The organism is Bacillus sp. RC251, from assembly GCF_044908765.1.
In the GTDB taxonomy this organism is placed as follows: domain Bacteria; phylum Bacillota; class Bacilli; order Bacillales; family Bacillaceae_G; genus Bacillus_A; species Bacillus_A wiedmannii.
This window is the reverse complement of record NZ_JBIYDP010000008.1, coordinates 77,541-96,240: the sequence shown is the minus strand read 5'-3', so window position 1 is coordinate 96,240 and position 18,700 is coordinate 77,541. Positions and strand designations below refer to the sequence as shown.

Here is an 18,700-nt window from a genome sequence, read left to right as displayed (position 1 = left end):
CCTCAAATAGTGTGATAAGTATTTTATTTTTTGGGAATGATGAAGGAGAATTTTTTGAACGAAAGTATTTTACTTATACAATTCACACATGTAAAATGATGTGTAAAGACAGCTGTGTAAGGAGGACTTCTTGTGGGCAAGGTGAAAGAAATTTCGAAGCGAAAGCTACTTGGTATAGCAGGGCTTGGATGGTTATTTGATGCAATGGATGTTGGAATGCTTTCATTTGTAATGGTAGCACTGCAAAAAGATTGGGGATTAAGTACGCAAGAAATGGGCTGGATAGGCAGCATTAATTCGATTGGTATGGCAGTCGGAGCACTCGTTTTTGGAATACTATCAGATAAAATAGGGCGGAAATCAGTCTTTATTATTACATTATTACTATTTTCTATCGGTAGTGGTTTAACTGCTTTAACGACGACACTTGCGATGTTCCTTTTTTTACGATTTTTAATTGGTATGGGGCTTGGCGGAGAGCTTCCAGTTGCGTCTACATTAGTATCAGAGAGCGTTGAAGCGCATGAACGTGGCAAAATAGTTGTGCTATTAGAAAGCTTTTGGGCAGGTGGATGGCTAATTGCAGCCCTTATCTCGTATTTTGTTATTCCGAAATATGGTTGGGAAGTTGCAATGGTATTGAGCGCGGTTCCGGCATTATATGCTTTATATTTAAGATGGAATTTACCGGATTCTCCGAGATTTCAAAAGGCTGAAAAAAGACCATCTGTTATCGAAAATGTAAAGTCAGTTTGGTCTGGGGAATATCGTAAGGCAACAATTATGTTATGGATTCTATGGTTTTCTGTTGTCTTTTCGTACTATGGGATGTTCCTTTGGTTACCTAGTGTGATGGTATTAAAAGGATTTAGTTTAATAAAAAGTTTCCAGTACGTACTTATTATGACGTTAGCTCAATTGCCAGGATATTTCACGGCTGCTTGGTTTATTGAACGACTTGGTCGTAAGTTCGTTTTAGTTACGTATTTAATCGGTACAGCATGTAGTGCTTATTTGTTTGGAGTGGCGGAGTCATTAACGGTATTAATCGTAGCAGGCATGTTACTATCCTTCTTTAATTTAGGTGCTTGGGGTGCATTATACGCTTATACACCGGAACAGTATCCAACGGTTATTCGTGGTACAGGTGCAGGGATGGCAGCAGCATTCGGTCGTATTGGTGGTATTCTTGGACCGCTATTAGTAGGATATTTAGTTGCTTCACAGGCTTCACTATCACTAATATTTACGATTTTCTGTGGATCAATTTTAATTGGCGTAGTTGCTGTAATTGTACTTGGGCAAGAAACGAAGCAACGAGAATTAGTATAAGGTGAAAGTTTAATCGGTGAGGGATTTATCCCTCGCTGATTATTAGCCAGCACCAATTGTGTTTTTGGGGAAGTAATATTCATTTCTTCGCATTCAGTGGGGGTTACTTCCTACAAATAATGTAATGAAAGGGTAGGGGGAACCGTTGTGGTTTCCTTTTTTCTGTTTTTTTAGATAAATAATGGTATAGTAAGAAAAAGGGAATGTTTCTTATAAAAGCGAATGTATACAACAAGACATATGGACAAAAGAATTAGGTGGTTGAAGAAATGAAAATTTTACTGATCATGGAAGAAGCAGAAGAGCGAAGAAGTTTAGCTGAAAAATTTACTGAAAATATAAGGAATGTAGAATGTTTTGAAGCGAATACGGGAACAGAATCATTATTGATCATGAAAAAGCATACACCAGATTTTGTTTTCTTGAATTCAAAATTACTAGATGGAACTGGTTTTGAATATGCGAGTTTATTACGGGAAGTAAATTGTTATACGAAATTGATTTTTATGGGTGAAGATATAGAAGAGTCGATTACGGCATTTCGGTTTCAAGCATTTTATTATTTACTACGCCCATTTCGTGAGGAAGATTTGCAATTCCTTTTATATAGAATGTGTAAAGAGCAAGGCGAAAAAGCAAAGAGTTATTTGCGAAAACTACCGATAGAAGGTCAAGAGGGAATTCGGTATATTTTCCCTGAAGATATTGTATATGTAAGCAAAAATAAGGAAAATAAAACGGTTTCAATTTATACAACAAATAATCAGTATATTTCAACATATACACTTCAGGAGCTGGAAAATAAGCTAAATGTATATGATTTTTTACGTGTGCATAAAAGTTATTTAATTAATATGTCATATGTACAAGAACTAAAACCTTATTATAATGGCACATATAATCTGTATTTAGATAAATATGATGAGCAACCGATTCCAGTTAGTCGTAATTATGTGAAACGACTTCGAAATAAGATTGAATTATAGTAGGTAATGCGAATTTTTTAACATGATAAACTAAAAATCCTTCATGATAAGGAGGATTCAAATTAAATATTCAGAAAATTTAGTACAATCCGACTAAGCGATAGTATTGGGGGGATTGTATGTGAAAACATTGAAGTCGATTTTACTATGGGGAGTTATTGCAGCAGTAGGCGCAGGTGCTTTTGGTGTAATAGCTTTATCACAAGGTGAAACTATTAATGCCGTGTGGCTCTTAGTAGCTGCGGTATGTGTGTATGCAGTTGCTTACCGCTTTTATAGTAGATTTATAGCGAGAAAGGTATTTGGTTTAGATAATAATCGGCAAACGCCAGCCCATACATTAAACGATGGAAAAGATTATGTTCCGACAAATAAGTGGGTATTATTTGGGCACCATTTTGCAGCAATTGCTGGGGCAGGCCCTTTAGTAGGACCGATTTTGGCAGCGCAAATGGGATATTTACCAGGGACAATATGGATTATTGTTGGGGTAGTTGTTGCTGGAGCTGTACAAGATTTTGTAATTTTATTTGCTTCGATGAGACGGAATGGTAAATCTTTAGGAGAAATGATTAAAGATGAGATCGGTCCTGTTACAGGGCTTATTGCAATGATAGGCATTTTAGGCATTATGATTATTTTATTAGCGGTATTAGCATTAGTGGTAGTAAAGGCGCTTGTCGGAAGTCCTTGGGGAATGTTTACAATAGCAGCAACGATTCCTATTGCTATTTTAATGGGAGTGTACATGCGCTACATTAGGCCTGGCCGGGTTGGAGAAGGGTCAGTAATCGGAATTATTCTACTTATACTGTCTCTTATTGGAGGACAGTATGTAGCAGAGCATCCAACGCTTGCAAGTATGTTCACGTTTAGCGGTGAAACGATTGCTATTATGCTTATTGTATATGGATTTATCGCATCGGCCTTACCAGTTTGGATGCTTTTAGCACCACGTGATTATTTAAGCACATTTTTAAAAGTCGGAACAATTGTTGGATTAGCAATTGGTATTTTAATTGTAGCACCAGATTTACAAATGCCAGCAGTTTCGAAATTTATCGATGGAACAGGTCCTGTTTTCTCTGGAAACTTATTCCCGTTCTTATTTATTACAATTGCTTGTGGTGCGGTGTCTGGATTCCATGCTCTCGTTTCATCAGGTACGACACCAAAGATGATTGAACAAGAGGGACACGCACAGCCAATCGGTTATGGGGCAATGTTAATGGAATCATTTGTAGCCGCGATGGCGATGATTGCAGCTTGTGTATTAACACCAGGAACTTATTTTGCGATTAATAGTCCCGCAGCACTTATCGGTACAGATGTCTCGCAGGCAGCTCAAGTTATTTCCTCATGGGGATTTGCCATTACACCAAATGAATTAAAAGATCTCGCTGTAAACGTTGGAGAGCAAACGATTTTATCACGCACAGGTGGTGCACCAACGTTAGCGATAGGTATGGCGTATATTTTCTCACAAGTAATAGGTGGAACAGCGATGATGGCATTTTGGTATCATTTTGCAATCCTCTTTGAAGCTCTATTCATCTTAACGACAATTGATGCTGGAACGCGTGTAGGCCGATTTATGATTCAAGATATTTTAGGACATGTATATAAGCCATTTGGGAAAACGGATTCTACATTAGCGAATGTGATAGCTACAACGTTATGCGTATTAGGATGGGGTTATTTCTTATACCAAGGGGTAGTTGATCCGCTTGGTGGAATTAATACATTATGGCCACTTTTCGGTATTGCAAACCAAATGTTAGCAGGTATTGCATTATTACTTGGAACGACAATTTTGTTCAAAATGGGGAAAAAGGCATATGTTTGGGTGACACTTATTCCAACTGTCGGATTGCTTATTGTAACGATGACGGCGGGTTATCAAAAGCTATTTCATGAAAATCCTAAAATAGGATTTCTATCTCATGCAAAGGTGTTTCAGGGAGCATTAGATGAGGGGAAAGTGTTAGCACCAGCTAAAAATGTCGCTCAAATGAAACAAATTATTTTCAATGATTATATTGATGCAGCGCTTTGCGGGATTTTTATGATAGTTGTAATCGCTGTATTAATTTCTGCAATTCGAATTTGGATTCAAGTATTAAGAAATAGGCCGATGCCGCTAAAAGAGGCGCCATATATTTCTAGAGATGAAAGTGAGTCGAGGAACTATTATGCTTAAACGACTACGGAAAGTATGGAGACAAAGAAAACACTTTATTAGTTTACTCGTTGGAGTACCAAGTTATGAAACATATGTAGAGCATATGAAAAAGCATCATCCAGAAGAAGAGGTTGTATGTCAAAAACAATTTTTTGCAGAAGTGCAAGAAGCTAGGTTTAATGCAAAGGGTGGAAAGATATCACGGTGTTGTTAATAAAAAGGGCGAATTTTCGTCCTTTTTTATTTTTTGCTGTTTCACGTGGAACAGCAAAAAATAAATAAAAGCTTTGGGAATTATAGGGATTTCGTATACAATAAAATAAGGAAAGTGATAGATAGAAAAGTAGGGAGATTATTTTATGTTAAGGGACTTATTTGTAAACACAACAATTATTCTTTCCTTTATTTTTGTTGGAGGTCAGCTTTTAAGAGATAAACCGTTAAAAGAAGGGTTCTCTTTTTTGCAGAAATGTGTAGTAGGTATTCTTACTGGAATATTAAGTGTACTGTTGATGCATTTTGGTGTACATATTGAAGATATTATGTTGGATCTACGTTATTTAGCTGTTATTTTGGCAATTATAATTGGAGGTCCGATAGCTAGCAGTATAACAGTTACTATTATATTAATTACCCGATTATTTTTTACTGAGTACTCTTTAGCCTCTGAATTGGCTTGTTATACAATTGTATTGATAGGTTTTGGAATTATTTTCATTTGGCGGATGAAAGCTTCTATATTTAAAAGATGGATCTGGTTTAATGTATATAGTTTATCTATTTTAACGGTTCCACTTTCTATTTTATTTAAGGATATGTCTATAGTAGCATTATATTTAGTTTGTAGTGGTGTTGCAGCATATATCACATTTATAAGCGCAAATTATGTATTGCAATCCAATGAGTTATTTCAAACGATGAAGCAATACGCAACGATAGATGCACTGACAGGTTTAGGAAACGTAAGACAGTTTGATTTAGAGATGAATCGTCATATTGGTAATAAGCGTATGAAAAATGATTCACTTTGTTTATTACTTATAGATATTGATCACTTTAAGTGTGTAAATGATACGTATGGGCATCCTGCGGGAGATGAAGTATTAAAACAAATGGGGCATATTTTACGAGAAGTTTCAATGTTTCCAGATTTGGCTTTTCGAAAGGGTGGGGAAGAGTTCGCGCTTTTGATACCGCAGAAAGGATTAGCTTATGGAATGCGTATGGGGGAAAAAGTTCGCACGGCTGTTGAAAACCATCCATTTCAATTGCTAAATGGAACAAAAATAAAAATTACAGTTTCAGTAGGAATTTCAGTGTATGAAGAATCACCAGAGCGATTTATTCAAGCTGCTGATGATGCATTATATTACTCCAAAAGAAATGGTAGAAATCAGGTTAGTTCTGCATCTTAAAGATAAGATGACCAGAAGAGCTTATAAAAAAACACCCACAGAGAGGAAATATATAAACTCTGTGGGTGTTTTCATTTATATGTTAGACAAGTTCTTTTGATGCAACGAATTTACGATATGCACCGTGATGTGTTGGGCCTACGTATTCGTTGATCTTGAATGAATAACGGATAGCAGCTGTGATAAATTCTTTAGCAGTTTTTACTGCTTCTTTCACAGTTTTTCCTTTTGCAAGTTCTGCTGTAATTGCAGCGGAATATGTGCAACCTGCGCCGTGTGTATTTGTCGTATCAATTTTTTCTGATTCTAGAAGATCGAATGTTTCTCCATCATATAGGACGTCGATTGCAGTTTCCGTACCAAGCTTGCTACCGCCTTTAATTAGGACGTATTTCGCACCTAAAGCGTGGATTTTTTTCGCAGCTTCTTTCATGTCTTCAAGAGAATTAATCTTTATGCCACTTAATTGGTAAGCTTCAAATAAGTTTGGTGTTACAACTAATGCCTTTGGAACAAGAACGTCACGTAAGCAATCGTTCGTTTCAGGATGTAATGCTTCATCAGCACCTTTACATACCATAACAGGGTCCACTACTACATTTTTGAAATTATGTTTCTCGATTGTTTCTGCAACCATTTCAATAATTTCTACTGATCCAAGCATACCTGTTTTTAAAGCATCTACGCCAACGCCTTCAATTGTCGTTTCTAATTGTGGTTTTAATGTAGAAGCCGGGATTGGGAATACGTTATGTGCCCAACCGTTATGTGGATCCATCGTTACGATTGTCGTAAGAGATGTCATTCCGTATACACCAAGTTCTTGGAATGTTTTTAAATCTGCTTGTATACCAGCACCGCCACTTGTGTCAGAACCAGCGATAGTAAGTGCTTTATTTAATGTCATTATGAAATCCCCCTCAAGTGATATAATGAAAACTATGTTTTCACCATTATATCAATGTTACGAATAAGTACAAAGTGAAAAGTAGATGATTTACTTTAGGGGCGATTTAAAATCTTGTATGTAGGAGACGAATTATGTTTCAAGAGAATCGTACAAATGAATTAGTTATATTAAAAGAGATTGCAGAGACGTTGAACACCTCAAATGATACATATCATGTGCTGCAAGCTGTGTTGGAAAAACTGTTGAATGTAACAGGTTTAACGACAGGATGGATATTTCTTGCGGATGAAAATGGCAGATATACAAAATTAATTGATTATCAATTACCAGAGGGATTAAGATTTGAAAATAAACGACCGATGTGTGAGGGGAATTGTTGGTGTTTACACCGATTTGTGGAAGGGAAACTAGAGAAAGCCGTTAATATTATTGAATGTAAGAGAATTAATAATGCGATTGAATATAACTGGGGAGATACAGAAGGGATTGTGCATCATGCGACAGTGCCGCTAAAAGCGGGGGGAGATGAATTTGGCGTATTAAATGTGGCTAGTCCAGGTAAAACGCATTTTTCTGAAGAAGAGTTAGTGCTATTACAATCAGTTGCTTTCCAAATTGGAACAGCATTAAAACGTACAAAATTGTATGAAAATGAAAAGAGAAGGGCTCATTATTATGTAAAGTTAGACCGCTTTATTCAAGCTTTAAGGACGATTCATAAATTTAATGCATTGCCAGAGGAGATTGTAAAGCAAATAGGGAAGTTATTTTTATGGGAGCAAGTTGTATTCTTTATTAGAGAAGAAAATGAACTTGCTGTAAGAGCCTCATGTAAGATAGATGAGATACAAGAGGATTTGAAGTCGGCGGCACAGGAAGCTCTGAAAAAAGAAGAGCCTGTTTTGTTAAAGAGTCAGGTTGGGAATATCGTACATCCTAATCGTGCGGTTATTGCCATTCCCATACATATTCAAGATCATATATTTGGCGTACTAAGTGTAAGTTCGAATAATGGAGAATTTGATATAAATACGATAGATGTAGTACAGGCGTTAGCCAATCATATATCGTTAATGATAGAGAACTTAAGGTTAAATGAAAAGCGCCGAGAACTTGTACGACTGGAAGAACGTAATCGTTTAGCTAGAGATTTGCATGATTCTGTTTCACAAAAGTTGTTTTCATTAACTTTTATGACGAAAGGTGCCGAAGCCGTCTTAAAGGGGAAAAACGAAAAGGTAGATCAGTCTTTGCATGAGATACGTGAGTTATCGCAAGGTGCTTTAAAAGAAATGAGGACGTTAATTTGGCAACTACGTCCAGCGGGATTAGAGAAAGGACTATTACCAGCTTTAAAACAATATGGTGAAAGTTTGGGATTGAAAATTCGGGAACAAGTTACAGGTGTTCGTGATTTGCCACGTGTAGTAGAGGAAGCGCTATGGCGAATTGGACAAGAAGCTTTAAATAACGTAAGTAAACATGCGAATGTCAGAGAAGCGGCGATTTATTTCAAAGTGACGGAGAAGAATGTATCATTAGAAATAGTCGATCAAGGAAACGGCTTTGTAGAGAAGGATATAAAAGAGAAGAAATCACTCGGTATGACTACGATGCGCGAAAGAGTAGAATTAGTCGGTGGAACAATTAAAATTGTAAGTGATAAGAAAAGAACAAGTGTAAAAGTAAATGTACCATTATGATGTGAAAATGAGGGAAGTTTGTGAAAATAAAAGTATTGTTAGTTGATGATCATACAGTCGTTTTAAAAGGATTAGCATTTTTCTTAAGTACACAGGAAGACTTAGAGCTAGTTGGAGAAGCAAGTAATGGGAAAGAGGCATTAGTGAAAGTAGGGGAGACACATCCTGATGTTGTACTAATGGACTTATATATGCCCGAAATGGATGGTGTCGAGGCGACGGCGTGCATCAAAAAAGAATATCCAAATGTGAAAGTAATTGTATTAACCAGCTTTTCTGATCAGGCGCATGTTTTACCAGCGTTAAGGGCGGGGGCAAGTGGGTATATTTTAAAAGATGTAGAACCCGATCAGCTTGTTGAAGCTATTCGAAGCGCATATAAAGGTAATATTCAATTACATCCAGATATAGCAAATACTCTTCTCTCTCAAACATTACCTGTGGAAGAAAAGGAAGAAGAACCTTCTATTCAAGTGGATGTGCTAACGGCGAGAGAAAATGAAGTGTTGCAGCTATTAGCTAAAGGGATGAGTAATAAAGAGATTGCTTCTGTTTTAGTTATTACAGAAAAAACGGTAAAAGCGCATGTAAGTAGTATTTTGAGTAAGTTGAATTTATCTGATCGCACGCAAGCAGCATTATATGCAGTGAAAAATGGAATTGTATAAGACAAAAGTCGTAAGACCTAGTTCGCCTTTAGAAGGTGGACTTTTTTTATGGAAAAATACGTCTATGTGAGGACGAAATTGTCTTGATATAAAGATAAAATATGTTTGTAAGCAACAAAACAACAATTACAAGGGATACCTTTTTTGAAAGCATATAACAACAGAAGAGTGAGTACTAGGAGGAAAAACAATGGCAACAGTTTTATTTGTAAAAGCAAACAACCGCCCAGCGGAACAAGCAGTTAGTGTGAAATTATACGAGGCATTTTTAGCAAACTATAAAGAAGCACATCCGAATGATACAGTAGTAGAACTTGACTTATATAAAGAAGAATTACCATATGTAGGCGTAGATATGATTAATGGTACATTCAAAGCAGGTAAAGGATTTGATTTAACTGAAGAGGAAGCAAAAGCAGTAGCAGTTGCTGATAAGTATTTAAATCAATTTTTAGAAGCTGATAAAGTCGTTTTCGGTTTCCCATTATGGAACTTAACGATTCCAGCAGTGCTACACACATATATTGATTATTTAAACCGAGCTGGCAAAACGTTTAAATATACGCCAGAAGGTCCAGTTGGTCTAATTGGAGATAAGAAGATTGCATTATTAAACGCGCGCGGCGGCGTATATTCTGAAGGTCCAGCAGCTGAAGTAGAAATGGCTGTTAAATATGTAGCAAGCATGATGGGCTTCTTCGGTGCAACAAATATGGAAACAGTAGTTATTGAAGGACATAACCAATTCCCAGATAAAGCAGAAGAGATCATTACAGCTGGTCTTGAAGAAGCAGCTAAAGTAGCAAGCAAATTTTAATTGAAAATAGAATCGTCACTATAAAAAAGTAGCATTAACAGGTAAACGTTAATGCTACTTTTTTATATTTTAAGTTCATCAGCCAGTTTTTCTAATTGAATTCGATCTTGTATGTAATAGGTTCTTCCGTCTTTTTTTAAGTAATTTTGCTGGCAAAACTGGTTTAATACGTATAAAAGATGGCGGTAGCTGACATTTAAGTATTCCGAAGCCTCGGTATGTTTTTCTGTATAACTGTTATTTTGTTCTGTTAATAGAATAAACGCCGCTAATCGATTTTCGAACGGATAACTATTGTTTTTGGCGTAACTTTCTGTTCGGCTAATTGTTTTTTCACCGATAAATTTACATAGTTTCTGTAGAAATGTAGCATCTTGCAACAAAAGATGCTGACAATCTTTAAGAGGAAGCGCTAAGCACATACAATCTTCAATCACTTCCACCGTTTTCGTAACGGATTCTACGCCAATTAACCCTAATTCTCCAATGAACGAAGGTGCTTGAATAAAGTTAATTAAGGAGACCTTCCCGTTTTTGTGACTCATATATATTTTCGCTTTTCCGGAAATTAAGTAATAAAGATAAGGAACATCAACACCTTCATTACATATCCTTTCTCTCTTTTGAAAGGAATGTAGTTCAGCATACGGTAAGACATCAAAAGAAAAAAGAGTATGGAAGTTGTAAGTTTGCATGTAATGAGAGATTTCTTCGCTATTTTTGCTGACTTTCATATTTTCACCTCATGTTTAGTATGAGATATCTCCTATTATGTTTACAAGAAGGAATGATACGATTTACATAAATTTGTTTTTGTAGAAAAGAGAGTGTGAAGGGCTTATGAAAAAATATAAAACATTGCTATTTGATGTAGATGATACATTGTTAGATTTTCAGAAGGCGGAGAAAATGGCGTTACGTATGCTGTTTGAAGAGAAAGGGATTCCTCTAACTAGCGAGGTTGAAGGGCACTATAAAAAAATTAATAAAAGTCTTTGGGATGCTTTTGAGGAAGGTGAAATGAACCGTGATGAAGTTGTAAATACGCGGTTTTCAATTTTGTTTAAAGAGTACGGGGAAGAAGTAGATGGAGTATTATTCGAAAATAATTATCGTAGCTACTTAGAAGAAGGAGACCAACTTATGCAAGGTGCGTTTGAATTTATAAGTCAAATTCAAAGTGAGTACGATTTATATATAGTGACAAACGGTATTTCTAAGACGCAAGATAAACGTTTACGTAATGCAGGATTACATGCCTTGTTTAAAGATATTTTCGTTTCTGAAGATACGGGATTCCAAAAGCCGATGAAAGAGTATTTTGATTATGTTTTTGAACGAATTCCTAATTTTTCCCCTGAAGAAGGGCTCATTATTGGGGATTCGTTAAGTGCTGATATGAAAGGTGGATATGTAGCGGGAATTGATACTTGTTGGTTTAATCCAGAAAAGAAATCAAATAATAGCGAGATTGTGCCAACATATGAAGTACAAAATTTTGAAGAGTTATACGCGTTATTGAAGCAACGTGTGTAATAAAAATAGGCAGTGGAACTTTTGTCCCTACTGCCTATTTTTATTCGTTTGTAGCTTCGTTATTTTTAGGAAGTGGAAATGCATTACCAATCGCTGCCGCTCCAAGCATCGGTAATAGTAAATTGAGCGGGAAAAACATGAGTAATAGTAATGTTATAGCAATTGGTTTTCTTAATGCATAGCTTGAAATTGCTGTCGTGACGATGGCTACCGAAGCGATTGGATCTATCGGGATAATGGAAGCTATAGCATATCCGATACTAGATCCAGCAAATATAATTGGGAAAATATGTCCACCGCGCCAACCTGTATTTAAACAAACGGCAGTAATACATAATTTTAAAACACCTGAAAGAAGTAGTACCCAGAAGGATAAATGACTCCATTCAACGACTAAATCTTTTAATTGGTGTTCTCCTGAGAATAACGTGTACGGGAGAACAGTTCCTGTAATTCCTAATAAAATACCACCGATAATTCCAAGTGATAGTTTGTATTCCCTGAAGGGATGGATTAATTTCTCTAATGTGAATTCAAATTTGAAATAAAAGAAACCAACTATAGCACCAATACTAGCAAGTGGTAGAAAGGCGATCCATTCATTAAGAGAAAGGGAACCTTCCCCAAAATCAACGATAAAGGATCCGCGATTATCGAATTTACTAAGTAATAAATAAACGGAAAAACCAGCGAAAGTAGTAGCTAAATATACAATTGCTTTTTTTCCTTTAGAAAATTCGTTAATTTGCTCACCCTCATTTTCATTTGGAGCTAAATAACCGAATAGCGGCGCGTTAAAAATTACACTTAAAGTAGCGCCAATTCCAACCTCTGTTAGTTCATTCATTCCTTTTAAGGCAAATGTAAAGCGATCCCCTACCCATGTACAAAGTCCACCGATAATTCCAACAAGTGCTGCTTCGGGACCTAAGCTAGCTCCAAATATTAAAACGATAATCGCAGTTAAAGTAGCTTTATGTACAAAACGGTATTCAATTCTACCTGTTTTTTTATATTCACCCATCACTTCTGGCATAAGACGTGGATATGTACCGAAATACTTTTGAGTTAAACCAACGAGAATACCACCGATAGTTGTGACGCAAATAGTGTAATACGGGGGAGAAGCGAAAATAGTAGGTAAGTATCCCCAAATAAAGTGAATGCCGATATTTATTGTAACTAAAAATAGCCAGACTGTAGCTCCTACTATAGAGCCTAAAAGAATGCCGTATAGGACGAGTATATAGTGCATGTCCTTTGTATTTGTCATGTTATACCTCCGTTATGTAAGCTTTAATGTTGAAAGGATTCAATATGCTCCTGCGAAATGAATATGTATAGTATCTTTTTGAGAGGTTGGCTTATTCAATATATTGAGGTCTCGTGAGAATTTGAAATGTTATACAGTTAAACTACTTACTTAATTTTATATAGTAATCGAGGGTTTTAAAAGGTCTTTTTCAAATGAATATGGAATATATTTCTTTTGTTATGCATGTCAAATTCTTTGTATTTAATTTAGAACATTCAGAAAAACTGATTGACATTAGGAAATTATTGCTATAAAATCAACGGTAATTGCATAGTCTTATCAAGAAAAGGTGGAGGGACAGGCCCGATGAAACCTTGGCAACAGCCGTATAACGGAATTGTGCCAAATCCTGCAGGTAATAATCCTGAAAGATAAGAAAGAGCCTTTAGAGCGTGTTTTCAAACTGCTCCTTTCTTGTTTTCAGGAAAGGAGCAGTTTTTTTATTTTGTATAAAAGAAAGGAGAATGAGAGATGGGAGAATCATGGGGAAAAGGAACAATTTGTGTGCAAGGTGGCTATACACCAAAAAATGGTGAACCGCGTGTTTTGCCACTTTATCAAAGTACAACGTATAAATACGATACTTCAGATGATTTAGCAGCGCTATTTAATTTAGAGGCAGAAGGATATATATATACGCGTATTGGAAATCCTACTTTAGCTGCATTTGAGCAAAAGTTAGCGGATTTAGAGGGTGGTGTAGGAGCTGTTGCAACGGCTTCTGGGCAGGCTGCTATTATGCTTGCTGTTTTAAATATTTGTAGTAGCGGAGACCACTTGCTTTGTTCTTCCACAGTTTATGGCGGAACGTTTAATTTATTTGGAGTGAGTTTGCGTAAGCTTGGTATTGACGTTACGTTCTTTAATCCGAATTTAAGTGCTGATGAAATTGTGGCCCTTGCTAATGATAAGACGAAACTTGTTTATGCAGAGTCGTTAGGAAATCCAGCGATGAACGTTTTAAATTTCAAAGAATTTTCAGATGCAGCGAAAGAGTTAGAAGTACCTTTTATTGTGGATAATACATTAGCAACTCCTTATTTATGCCAAGCATTTGAGCACGGAGCAAATATTATCGTTCATTCTACGACGAAATATATTGATGGTCATGCAAGCTCTTTAGGCGGCATTGTTATTGACGGAGGGAACTTCGATTGGACAAATGGGAAATATCCTGAACTTGTTGAACCGGATCCAAGTTATCACGGCGTAAGTTACGTTCAAAATTTTGGTGCAGCAGCTTATATTGTGAAGGCGCGTGTTCAATTATTAAGAGACTACGGAAACTGTATGAGCCCATTTAATGCGTATATTAGCAATATCGGCTTAGAAACGTTGCATTTAAGAATGGAGCGTCATAGTGAAAATGCTCTCGCAGTTGCTAAGTGGCTTGCTAACCATGAACGTATTGAATGGGTGAATTATCCGGGATTAGATAGTAATGAAAATTACTCGTTAGCACAAACGTATTTGAAAAAAGGTGCTAGTGGTGTTTTAACATTCGGCATTAAGGGCGGATTAGAAGCAGCGAAAGAATTTATCGCAAATGTAAAACTAGCAACTCTCGTAACGCATGTAGCGGATGCACGAACTTGTGTTATACATCCTGCTAGCACAACGCATAGACAATTAAGTGCTGAAGATCAGCGTCTAGCTGGCGTTACATCAGATTTAATTCGTTTATCGGTTGGTATAGAAGATGTTTCTGATATTATTGCAGATTTAGAAGCAGCGCTAGTCGGAGGCAAAGAACATGCCGATCATAATTGATAGAGATTTACCAGCTCGCAAAGTGTTGCAGAAGGAAAATATTTTTGTAATGACGAAAGAGCGAGCAGAAACACAAGATATCCGGGCATTGAAAATTGCTATCTTAAATTTAATGCCTACAAAGCAAGAAACAGAAGCGCAATTACTTCGTTTAATTGGCAACACACCGTTGCAATTAGATGTTCACTTACTTCATATGGAATCACATTTGTCTCGCAATGTAGCGCAGGACCATTTAACGAGTTTCTATAAAACATTTCGTGATATTGAGAATGAGAAATTTGATGGACTTATTATTACAGGAGCACCAGTTGAAACTCTTTCTTTTGAAGAGGTAGATTATTGGGAAGAGCTTAAACGTATTATGGAGTATTCAAAAAAGAATGTAACATCTACGCTTCATATTTGTTGGGGGGCACAGGCTGGCTTGTATCATCATTATGGTGTTCCAAAGTATCCTCTTAAGGAAAAAATGTTCGGTGTATTTGAACATGAAGTTCGTGAGCAACATGTGAAATTGTTACAAGGGTTTGATGAATTGTTTTTTGCCCCGCATTCTCGTCATACAGAAGTACGAGAGAGTGATATTAGAGAGGTGACAGACTTAACATTATTAGCAAATTCTGAGGAAGCGGGAGTTCACCTTGTCATTGGGCAAGAAGGAAGGCAAGTATTTGCGCTCGGGCATAGTGAATATAGTTGTGATACGTTAAAGCAAGAATACGAACGGGATCGCCAAAAAGGGTTAAATATTGATGTGCCGAAAAATTATTTTAAGCATAATAATCCAAATGAGAAACCACTTGTAAAGTGGAGAAGCCATGGGAATTTATTATTCTCTAATTGGCTGAATTATTACGTGTATCAAGAAACCCCTTATGTATTATAAAAAAAAGATTGTGTAACACGTGGCAACGTTTTCTTTGTAAAGATTAACTTATATTTTTCCGAATGTTCAAAAAACATTGTTTTTCAGATTTTTTACTCATATAATTTCATCTAAACACAATTTTTGAGGGGTGGACAGTATTATGAAAGAAATTCAAGTTGGTTTATTAGGTCTTGGGACAGTTGGGAGTGGTGTAGTTCGTATCATTACAGATCATCAAGAGCGACTTATCCACCAAGTAGGTTGTCCTGTAAAAGTAACGAAAGTACTAGTACAAAATATTGAAAAAGAGAGAGAGGTAGAGGTACCTTCTACTCTATTAACACAAGATGCAAATGAAATTTTAGATAATCCAAATATTGACGTTGTCATCGAAGTGATGGGTGGCATTGATGATGCAAAAGCATATATTTTGCAAGCCTTACAGAGCGGGAAGCATGTTGTGACTGCCAATAAAGATTTAATGGCGTTACATGGGGCGGAACTCTTAGCGGTAGCCAAAGATAATAAAGCAGATTTGTTTTATGAAGCAAGTGTAGCCGGAGGGATTCCGATTTTAAGAAGTATCGTAGAAGGACTTTCTTCAGATCTTATTACGAAAGTAATGGGAATTGTAAATGGAACGACAAATTTTATTTTGACGAAAATGTCAGATGAAGGGAGAGCATATAACGACGTGTTAAAAGAAGCCCAACAACTTGGATTTGCAGAAGCAGATCCAACATCAGATGTGGAAGGTTTAGATGCAGCGAGAAAAATGACGATTTTGGCTACCCTTGGTTTTTCTACAAATGTAGAGCTTGGAGATGTGAAGGTAAAAGGGATTACTTCTATTACAGAAGAAGATATTGAATACAGTAAGAGTTTAGGATACACGATTAAATTAATCGGTCTTGCGAAGCGAGATGGTGAAAAATTAGAGGTGACGGTTGAACCGACACTACTTCCAAATACACATCCTCTTGCGGCCGTACAAAACGAATATAACGCTGTATATGTGTATGGTGAAGCGGTCGGAGAAACGATGTTTTATGGACCAGGTGCAGGAAGTTTACCGACAGCAACAGCTGTTGTTTCAGATTTAGTAGCTGTAATGCAAAATATTCGATTAGGTGTAAACGGAAATAGTGCGGTATCCCCGCAGTATAAAAAGGTATTAAAAGAGCCAGACGAAATTGTTGTGAAGAAATTTTTAAGACTTCATGTAAAAGATGAAATTGGTGTATTTGCAAAAATTACTTCATTATTCTCTGAGCGTGGCGTTAGCTTTGAAAAGATTATTCAAATGCCGCTTGAAGAGAAAGGGAAGGCTGAAATTGTAATTGTGACGCATCGTGCGTCTCTTGCTGATTATGATTATATTCTACATACGTTGCAAGGGTATGAAGAAATAGATTGTTTGAAAGCAAACTATCGAATTGAAGGGGATTCTAAGTAGTATCTCTTCTCATAAAACAGAAAGAGCCTGTTAAGCAGCTTGCTTAATAGGCTCTTTTCTATTTAAAATCTTCGTACCAATTTGAATAAATGCTTGGATAATCCAGCCTGTTGTAAAGGATAAGATGATTGTTCCAAAATAGATAGGTCCATCTAATAGGAAGCTTAATGTTAAAAATAAAAACGCTAACGAAATTTCTGTTCTTCTAAATGTCCATTTCTTTTTCTCAGCAACCGTTAAAACGAAAGCTTCTTGAGGTGCTGCGCAAAGGTTTGTAGAGACGTAAAGACCAATCCCAGCTCCAACGAATAGATTTCCGCAAATAAGTGTTATATATTTTGGAAGAGAACGGATAGCGTCCATAATAGTTGGAATGGAACCAATCCAATCAACAAAAAGGGAAATAAGAACCATCGTTACAATTGTACCAATTGTTATTTGTTTTTTATTCCAAAAGAGTACGATAAGAGTAAATACAAAGTTAATCATGAAAATCCAAAAACCGATACTTATCCCGAAATTTTGATATAGTGCAATAAAGAAGGAATCATAAGGGCTAAGTCCAAAGGAAGTAATTGTCGTCATCATATTAATACCGATGGCGAGAGTGAGTAGACCGCCAATGAAAAATATATATTCTAATTTGAATCGAAGCATAGTTGTATATCCTTTCAAAATGTATTTGCTAGGAAAGGATATATTGTGGAAAGCTTACCAGGTCAAGGGAGAATTTTTGCAGAGAAGGGGAAAATGAGATGACGAATATAAGAAAGATTGCTGAACTTGCTGGAGTATCTGTTTCAACTGTTTCACGTGTACTGAATAATCATCCATATGTGAATGAACAGAAACGAAAAGAAATTTTAGCAATTATAGAAGAATTAAATTATACGCAAAATGTGAACGCAATTCATTTAGTGAAAGGAAAAACGAATGTCATTGGTGTTTTATTACCGCATGTAAATGATCAATATTATAGCGCTATTATCGAGGGAATATCAAAGGAAACAGCAAAGAATAACTATAATATGATGCTTTGTCAGACGAATTATAGTGAGGAAAGAGAATTAGAAATTTTGAATATGTTAAAAATGAAAAAGCTTGATGGGGTTATTATATGTTCCCGAGCAAATAGTAAGGGAAAGCTTGAAGAATATACGAAATTTGGTCCAATTGTTATGTGTGAAGAAATAGACTCGAATTTCATTTCGAGTGTGCATATTGATTACTATAAAGTCTTTTCGCGCGGGATGAAGAGCTTAATAGATGCCGGCCATACAAGTATTGGGTATTGCATTGGAAGGAGTAATAGCATTAATAGTCAGAGAAGAAAACAAGCATATGAAGATTCGCTTCAACAGATTGCTGTAACACCGATAGAGGCTTGGAAGTTTAAAGGCTGTTTTACGGTGGAAGATGGGCGTAATGTGATTAGGGAATGGACACGTATGTCAGTGAAACCAACTGCGTTTCTTGTATCTTGCAACCATATTGCGGCGGGAATGGTAACGGAAGCAAGAAAACAAGGAATTTGTATTCCAGAAGATATTACGATTATCGGTTGTGATGATCAAGATGTCGCAGATATTTTAGGCATTACGACGATTTCGTATTGTAGTAAAAATGTTGGTGTGAAGGCATTTGAATTATTATATGAAAAGATTAATGATGAGAAAATAGATGTAAAGCACGTAGAGTTATTGCCAGAACTAGTACATAGGGAAACAACATAATAGATA

General features: G+C 36.3%; 17 protein-coding genes and 1 riboswitch. Of the genes, 13 read left to right on the top strand and 4 right to left on the bottom strand.

The features are described from left to right. Positions 1-132: 132 nt before the first annotated feature. From ABH961_RS21465 to ABH961_RS21445, 5 genes are all read left to right on the top strand, one after another. Positions 133-1,332 (top strand): MFS transporter, encoded by a 1,200-nt coding sequence (locus ABH961_RS21465; RefSeq protein ID WP_098067639.1) that lies wholly within the window; start codon positions 133-135, stop codon positions 1,330-1,332. Positions 1,333-1,601: 269 nt separating this feature from the next. After that, positions 1,602-2,318 carry a LytR/AlgR family response regulator transcription factor gene (locus tag ABH961_RS21460; protein WP_048542790.1) on the top strand — a complete coding sequence of 239 codons (717 nt, stop codon included), beginning with the start codon at positions 1,602-1,604 and terminating at the stop codon, positions 2,316-2,318. Positions 2,319-2,439: 121 nt separating this feature from the next. Further along, the gene (gene cstA / locus ABH961_RS21455) at positions 2,440-4,518 is read left to right on the top strand and encodes a carbon starvation protein CstA (protein WP_048542787.1); all 2,079 of its coding nucleotides are present in this window, start codon (positions 2,440-2,442) and stop codon (positions 4,516-4,518) included. Continuing rightward, the gene (locus ABH961_RS21450) at positions 4,511-4,714 is read left to right on the top strand and encodes a YbdD/YjiX family protein (RefSeq protein ID WP_048542785.1); all 204 of its coding nucleotides are present in this window, start codon (positions 4,511-4,513) and stop codon (positions 4,712-4,714) included. Before cstA ends, ABH961_RS21450 begins: the two co-directional genes overlap by 8 nt. Positions 4,715-4,859: 145 nt before the next feature. Beyond that, positions 4,860-5,915 carry a GGDEF domain-containing protein gene (locus ABH961_RS21445; protein ID WP_048542784.1) on the top strand — a complete coding sequence of 352 codons (1,056 nt, stop codon included), beginning with the start codon at positions 4,860-4,862 and terminating at the stop codon, positions 5,913-5,915. Positions 5,916-5,997: 82 nt separating this feature from the next. On the opposite strand, the gene pdxK is transcribed toward ABH961_RS21445, so the two are convergent. Continuing rightward, on the bottom strand, positions 5,998-6,822 hold the full coding sequence (gene pdxK, locus ABH961_RS21440; protein WP_098827581.1) for a pyridoxine/pyridoxal/pyridoxamine kinase: 825 nt from the start codon (positions 6,820-6,822) through the stop codon (positions 5,998-6,000). 134 nt (positions 6,823-6,956) lie between these two features. Between pdxK and ABH961_RS21435 the strand changes: the two genes are divergently transcribed. The 3 genes from ABH961_RS21435 (at position 6,957) to ABH961_RS21425 (ending at position 10,013) form a co-directional block, all read left to right on the top strand. Then, on the top strand, positions 6,957-8,528 hold the full coding sequence (locus tag ABH961_RS21435) for a GAF domain-containing sensor histidine kinase (protein WP_061671883.1): 1,572 nt from the start codon (positions 6,957-6,959) through the stop codon (positions 8,526-8,528). A 20-nt stretch (positions 8,529-8,548) separates the two neighbouring features. After that, positions 8,549-9,196, top strand: coding sequence for a response regulator (locus tag ABH961_RS21430; RefSeq protein ID WP_048542779.1), 648 nt, complete (start codon positions 8,549-8,551; stop codon positions 9,194-9,196). 190 nt (positions 9,197-9,386) lie between these two features. Continuing rightward, a complete protein-coding gene (locus tag ABH961_RS21425) occupies positions 9,387-10,013 on the top strand; it encodes an FMN-dependent NADH-azoreductase (protein ID WP_000246726.1) in 627 nt (208 codons plus the stop codon). 62 nt (positions 10,014-10,075) lie between these two features. On the opposite strand, the gene ABH961_RS21420 is transcribed toward ABH961_RS21425, so the two are convergent. Then, positions 10,076-10,747, bottom strand: a complete 672-nt coding sequence (locus tag ABH961_RS21420) for a transcriptional regulator YeiL (RefSeq protein WP_046958586.1) — start codon at positions 10,745-10,747, stop codon at positions 10,076-10,078. Between the two features lie 106 nt (positions 10,748-10,853). Between ABH961_RS21420 and ABH961_RS21415 the strand changes: the two genes are divergently transcribed. Beyond that, positions 10,854-11,549 (top strand): YjjG family noncanonical pyrimidine nucleotidase, encoded by a 696-nt coding sequence (locus ABH961_RS21415; RefSeq protein ID WP_048542774.1) that lies wholly within the window; start codon positions 10,854-10,856, stop codon positions 11,547-11,549. Between the two features lie 40 nt (positions 11,550-11,589). On the opposite strand, the gene ABH961_RS21410 is transcribed toward ABH961_RS21415, so the two are convergent. Next, positions 11,590-12,822: a chloride channel protein gene (locus tag ABH961_RS21410; RefSeq protein WP_064469937.1), complete on the bottom strand. Its 1,233-nt coding sequence runs from the start codon at positions 12,820-12,822 to the stop codon at positions 11,590-11,592. A 315-nt stretch (positions 12,823-13,137) separates the two neighbouring features. Then, positions 13,138-13,242: riboswitch (SAM riboswitch) on the top strand. 93 nt (positions 13,243-13,335) lie between these two features. On the opposite strand from ABH961_RS21410, the gene ABH961_RS21405 reads away from it, so the two are divergent. From ABH961_RS21405 to ABH961_RS21395, 3 genes are all read left to right on the top strand, one after another. Further along, positions 13,336-14,634, top strand: coding sequence for a bifunctional O-acetylhomoserine aminocarboxypropyltransferase/cysteine synthase (locus tag ABH961_RS21405; RefSeq protein WP_000504750.1), 1,299 nt, complete (start codon positions 13,336-13,338; stop codon positions 14,632-14,634). Beyond that, positions 14,618-15,523, top strand: coding sequence for a homoserine O-acetyltransferase MetA (metA, locus tag ABH961_RS21400; protein WP_098075897.1), 906 nt, complete (start codon positions 14,618-14,620; stop codon positions 15,521-15,523). Before ABH961_RS21405 ends, metA begins: the two co-directional genes overlap by 17 nt. 142 nt (positions 15,524-15,665) lie before the next feature. Then, on the top strand, positions 15,666-16,961 hold the full coding sequence (locus ABH961_RS21395; protein ID WP_048542766.1) for a homoserine dehydrogenase: 1,296 nt from the start codon (positions 15,666-15,668) through the stop codon (positions 16,959-16,961). A 30-nt stretch (positions 16,962-16,991) separates the two neighbouring features. Here the strand turns inward: ABH961_RS21395 and ABH961_RS21390 are convergent, their stop codons facing one another. Beyond that, positions 16,992-17,618 (bottom strand): YczE/YyaS/YitT family protein, encoded by a 627-nt coding sequence (locus ABH961_RS21390; RefSeq protein ID WP_098048850.1) that lies wholly within the window; start codon positions 17,616-17,618, stop codon positions 16,992-16,994. A 98-nt stretch (positions 17,619-17,716) separates the two neighbouring features. Between ABH961_RS21390 and ABH961_RS21385 the strand changes: the two genes are divergently transcribed. Then, a complete protein-coding gene (locus ABH961_RS21385; protein WP_098075899.1) occupies positions 17,717-18,694 on the top strand; it encodes a LacI family DNA-binding transcriptional regulator in 978 nt (325 codons plus the stop codon). The last annotated feature ends 6 nt before the right edge of the window (positions 18,695-18,700 follow it).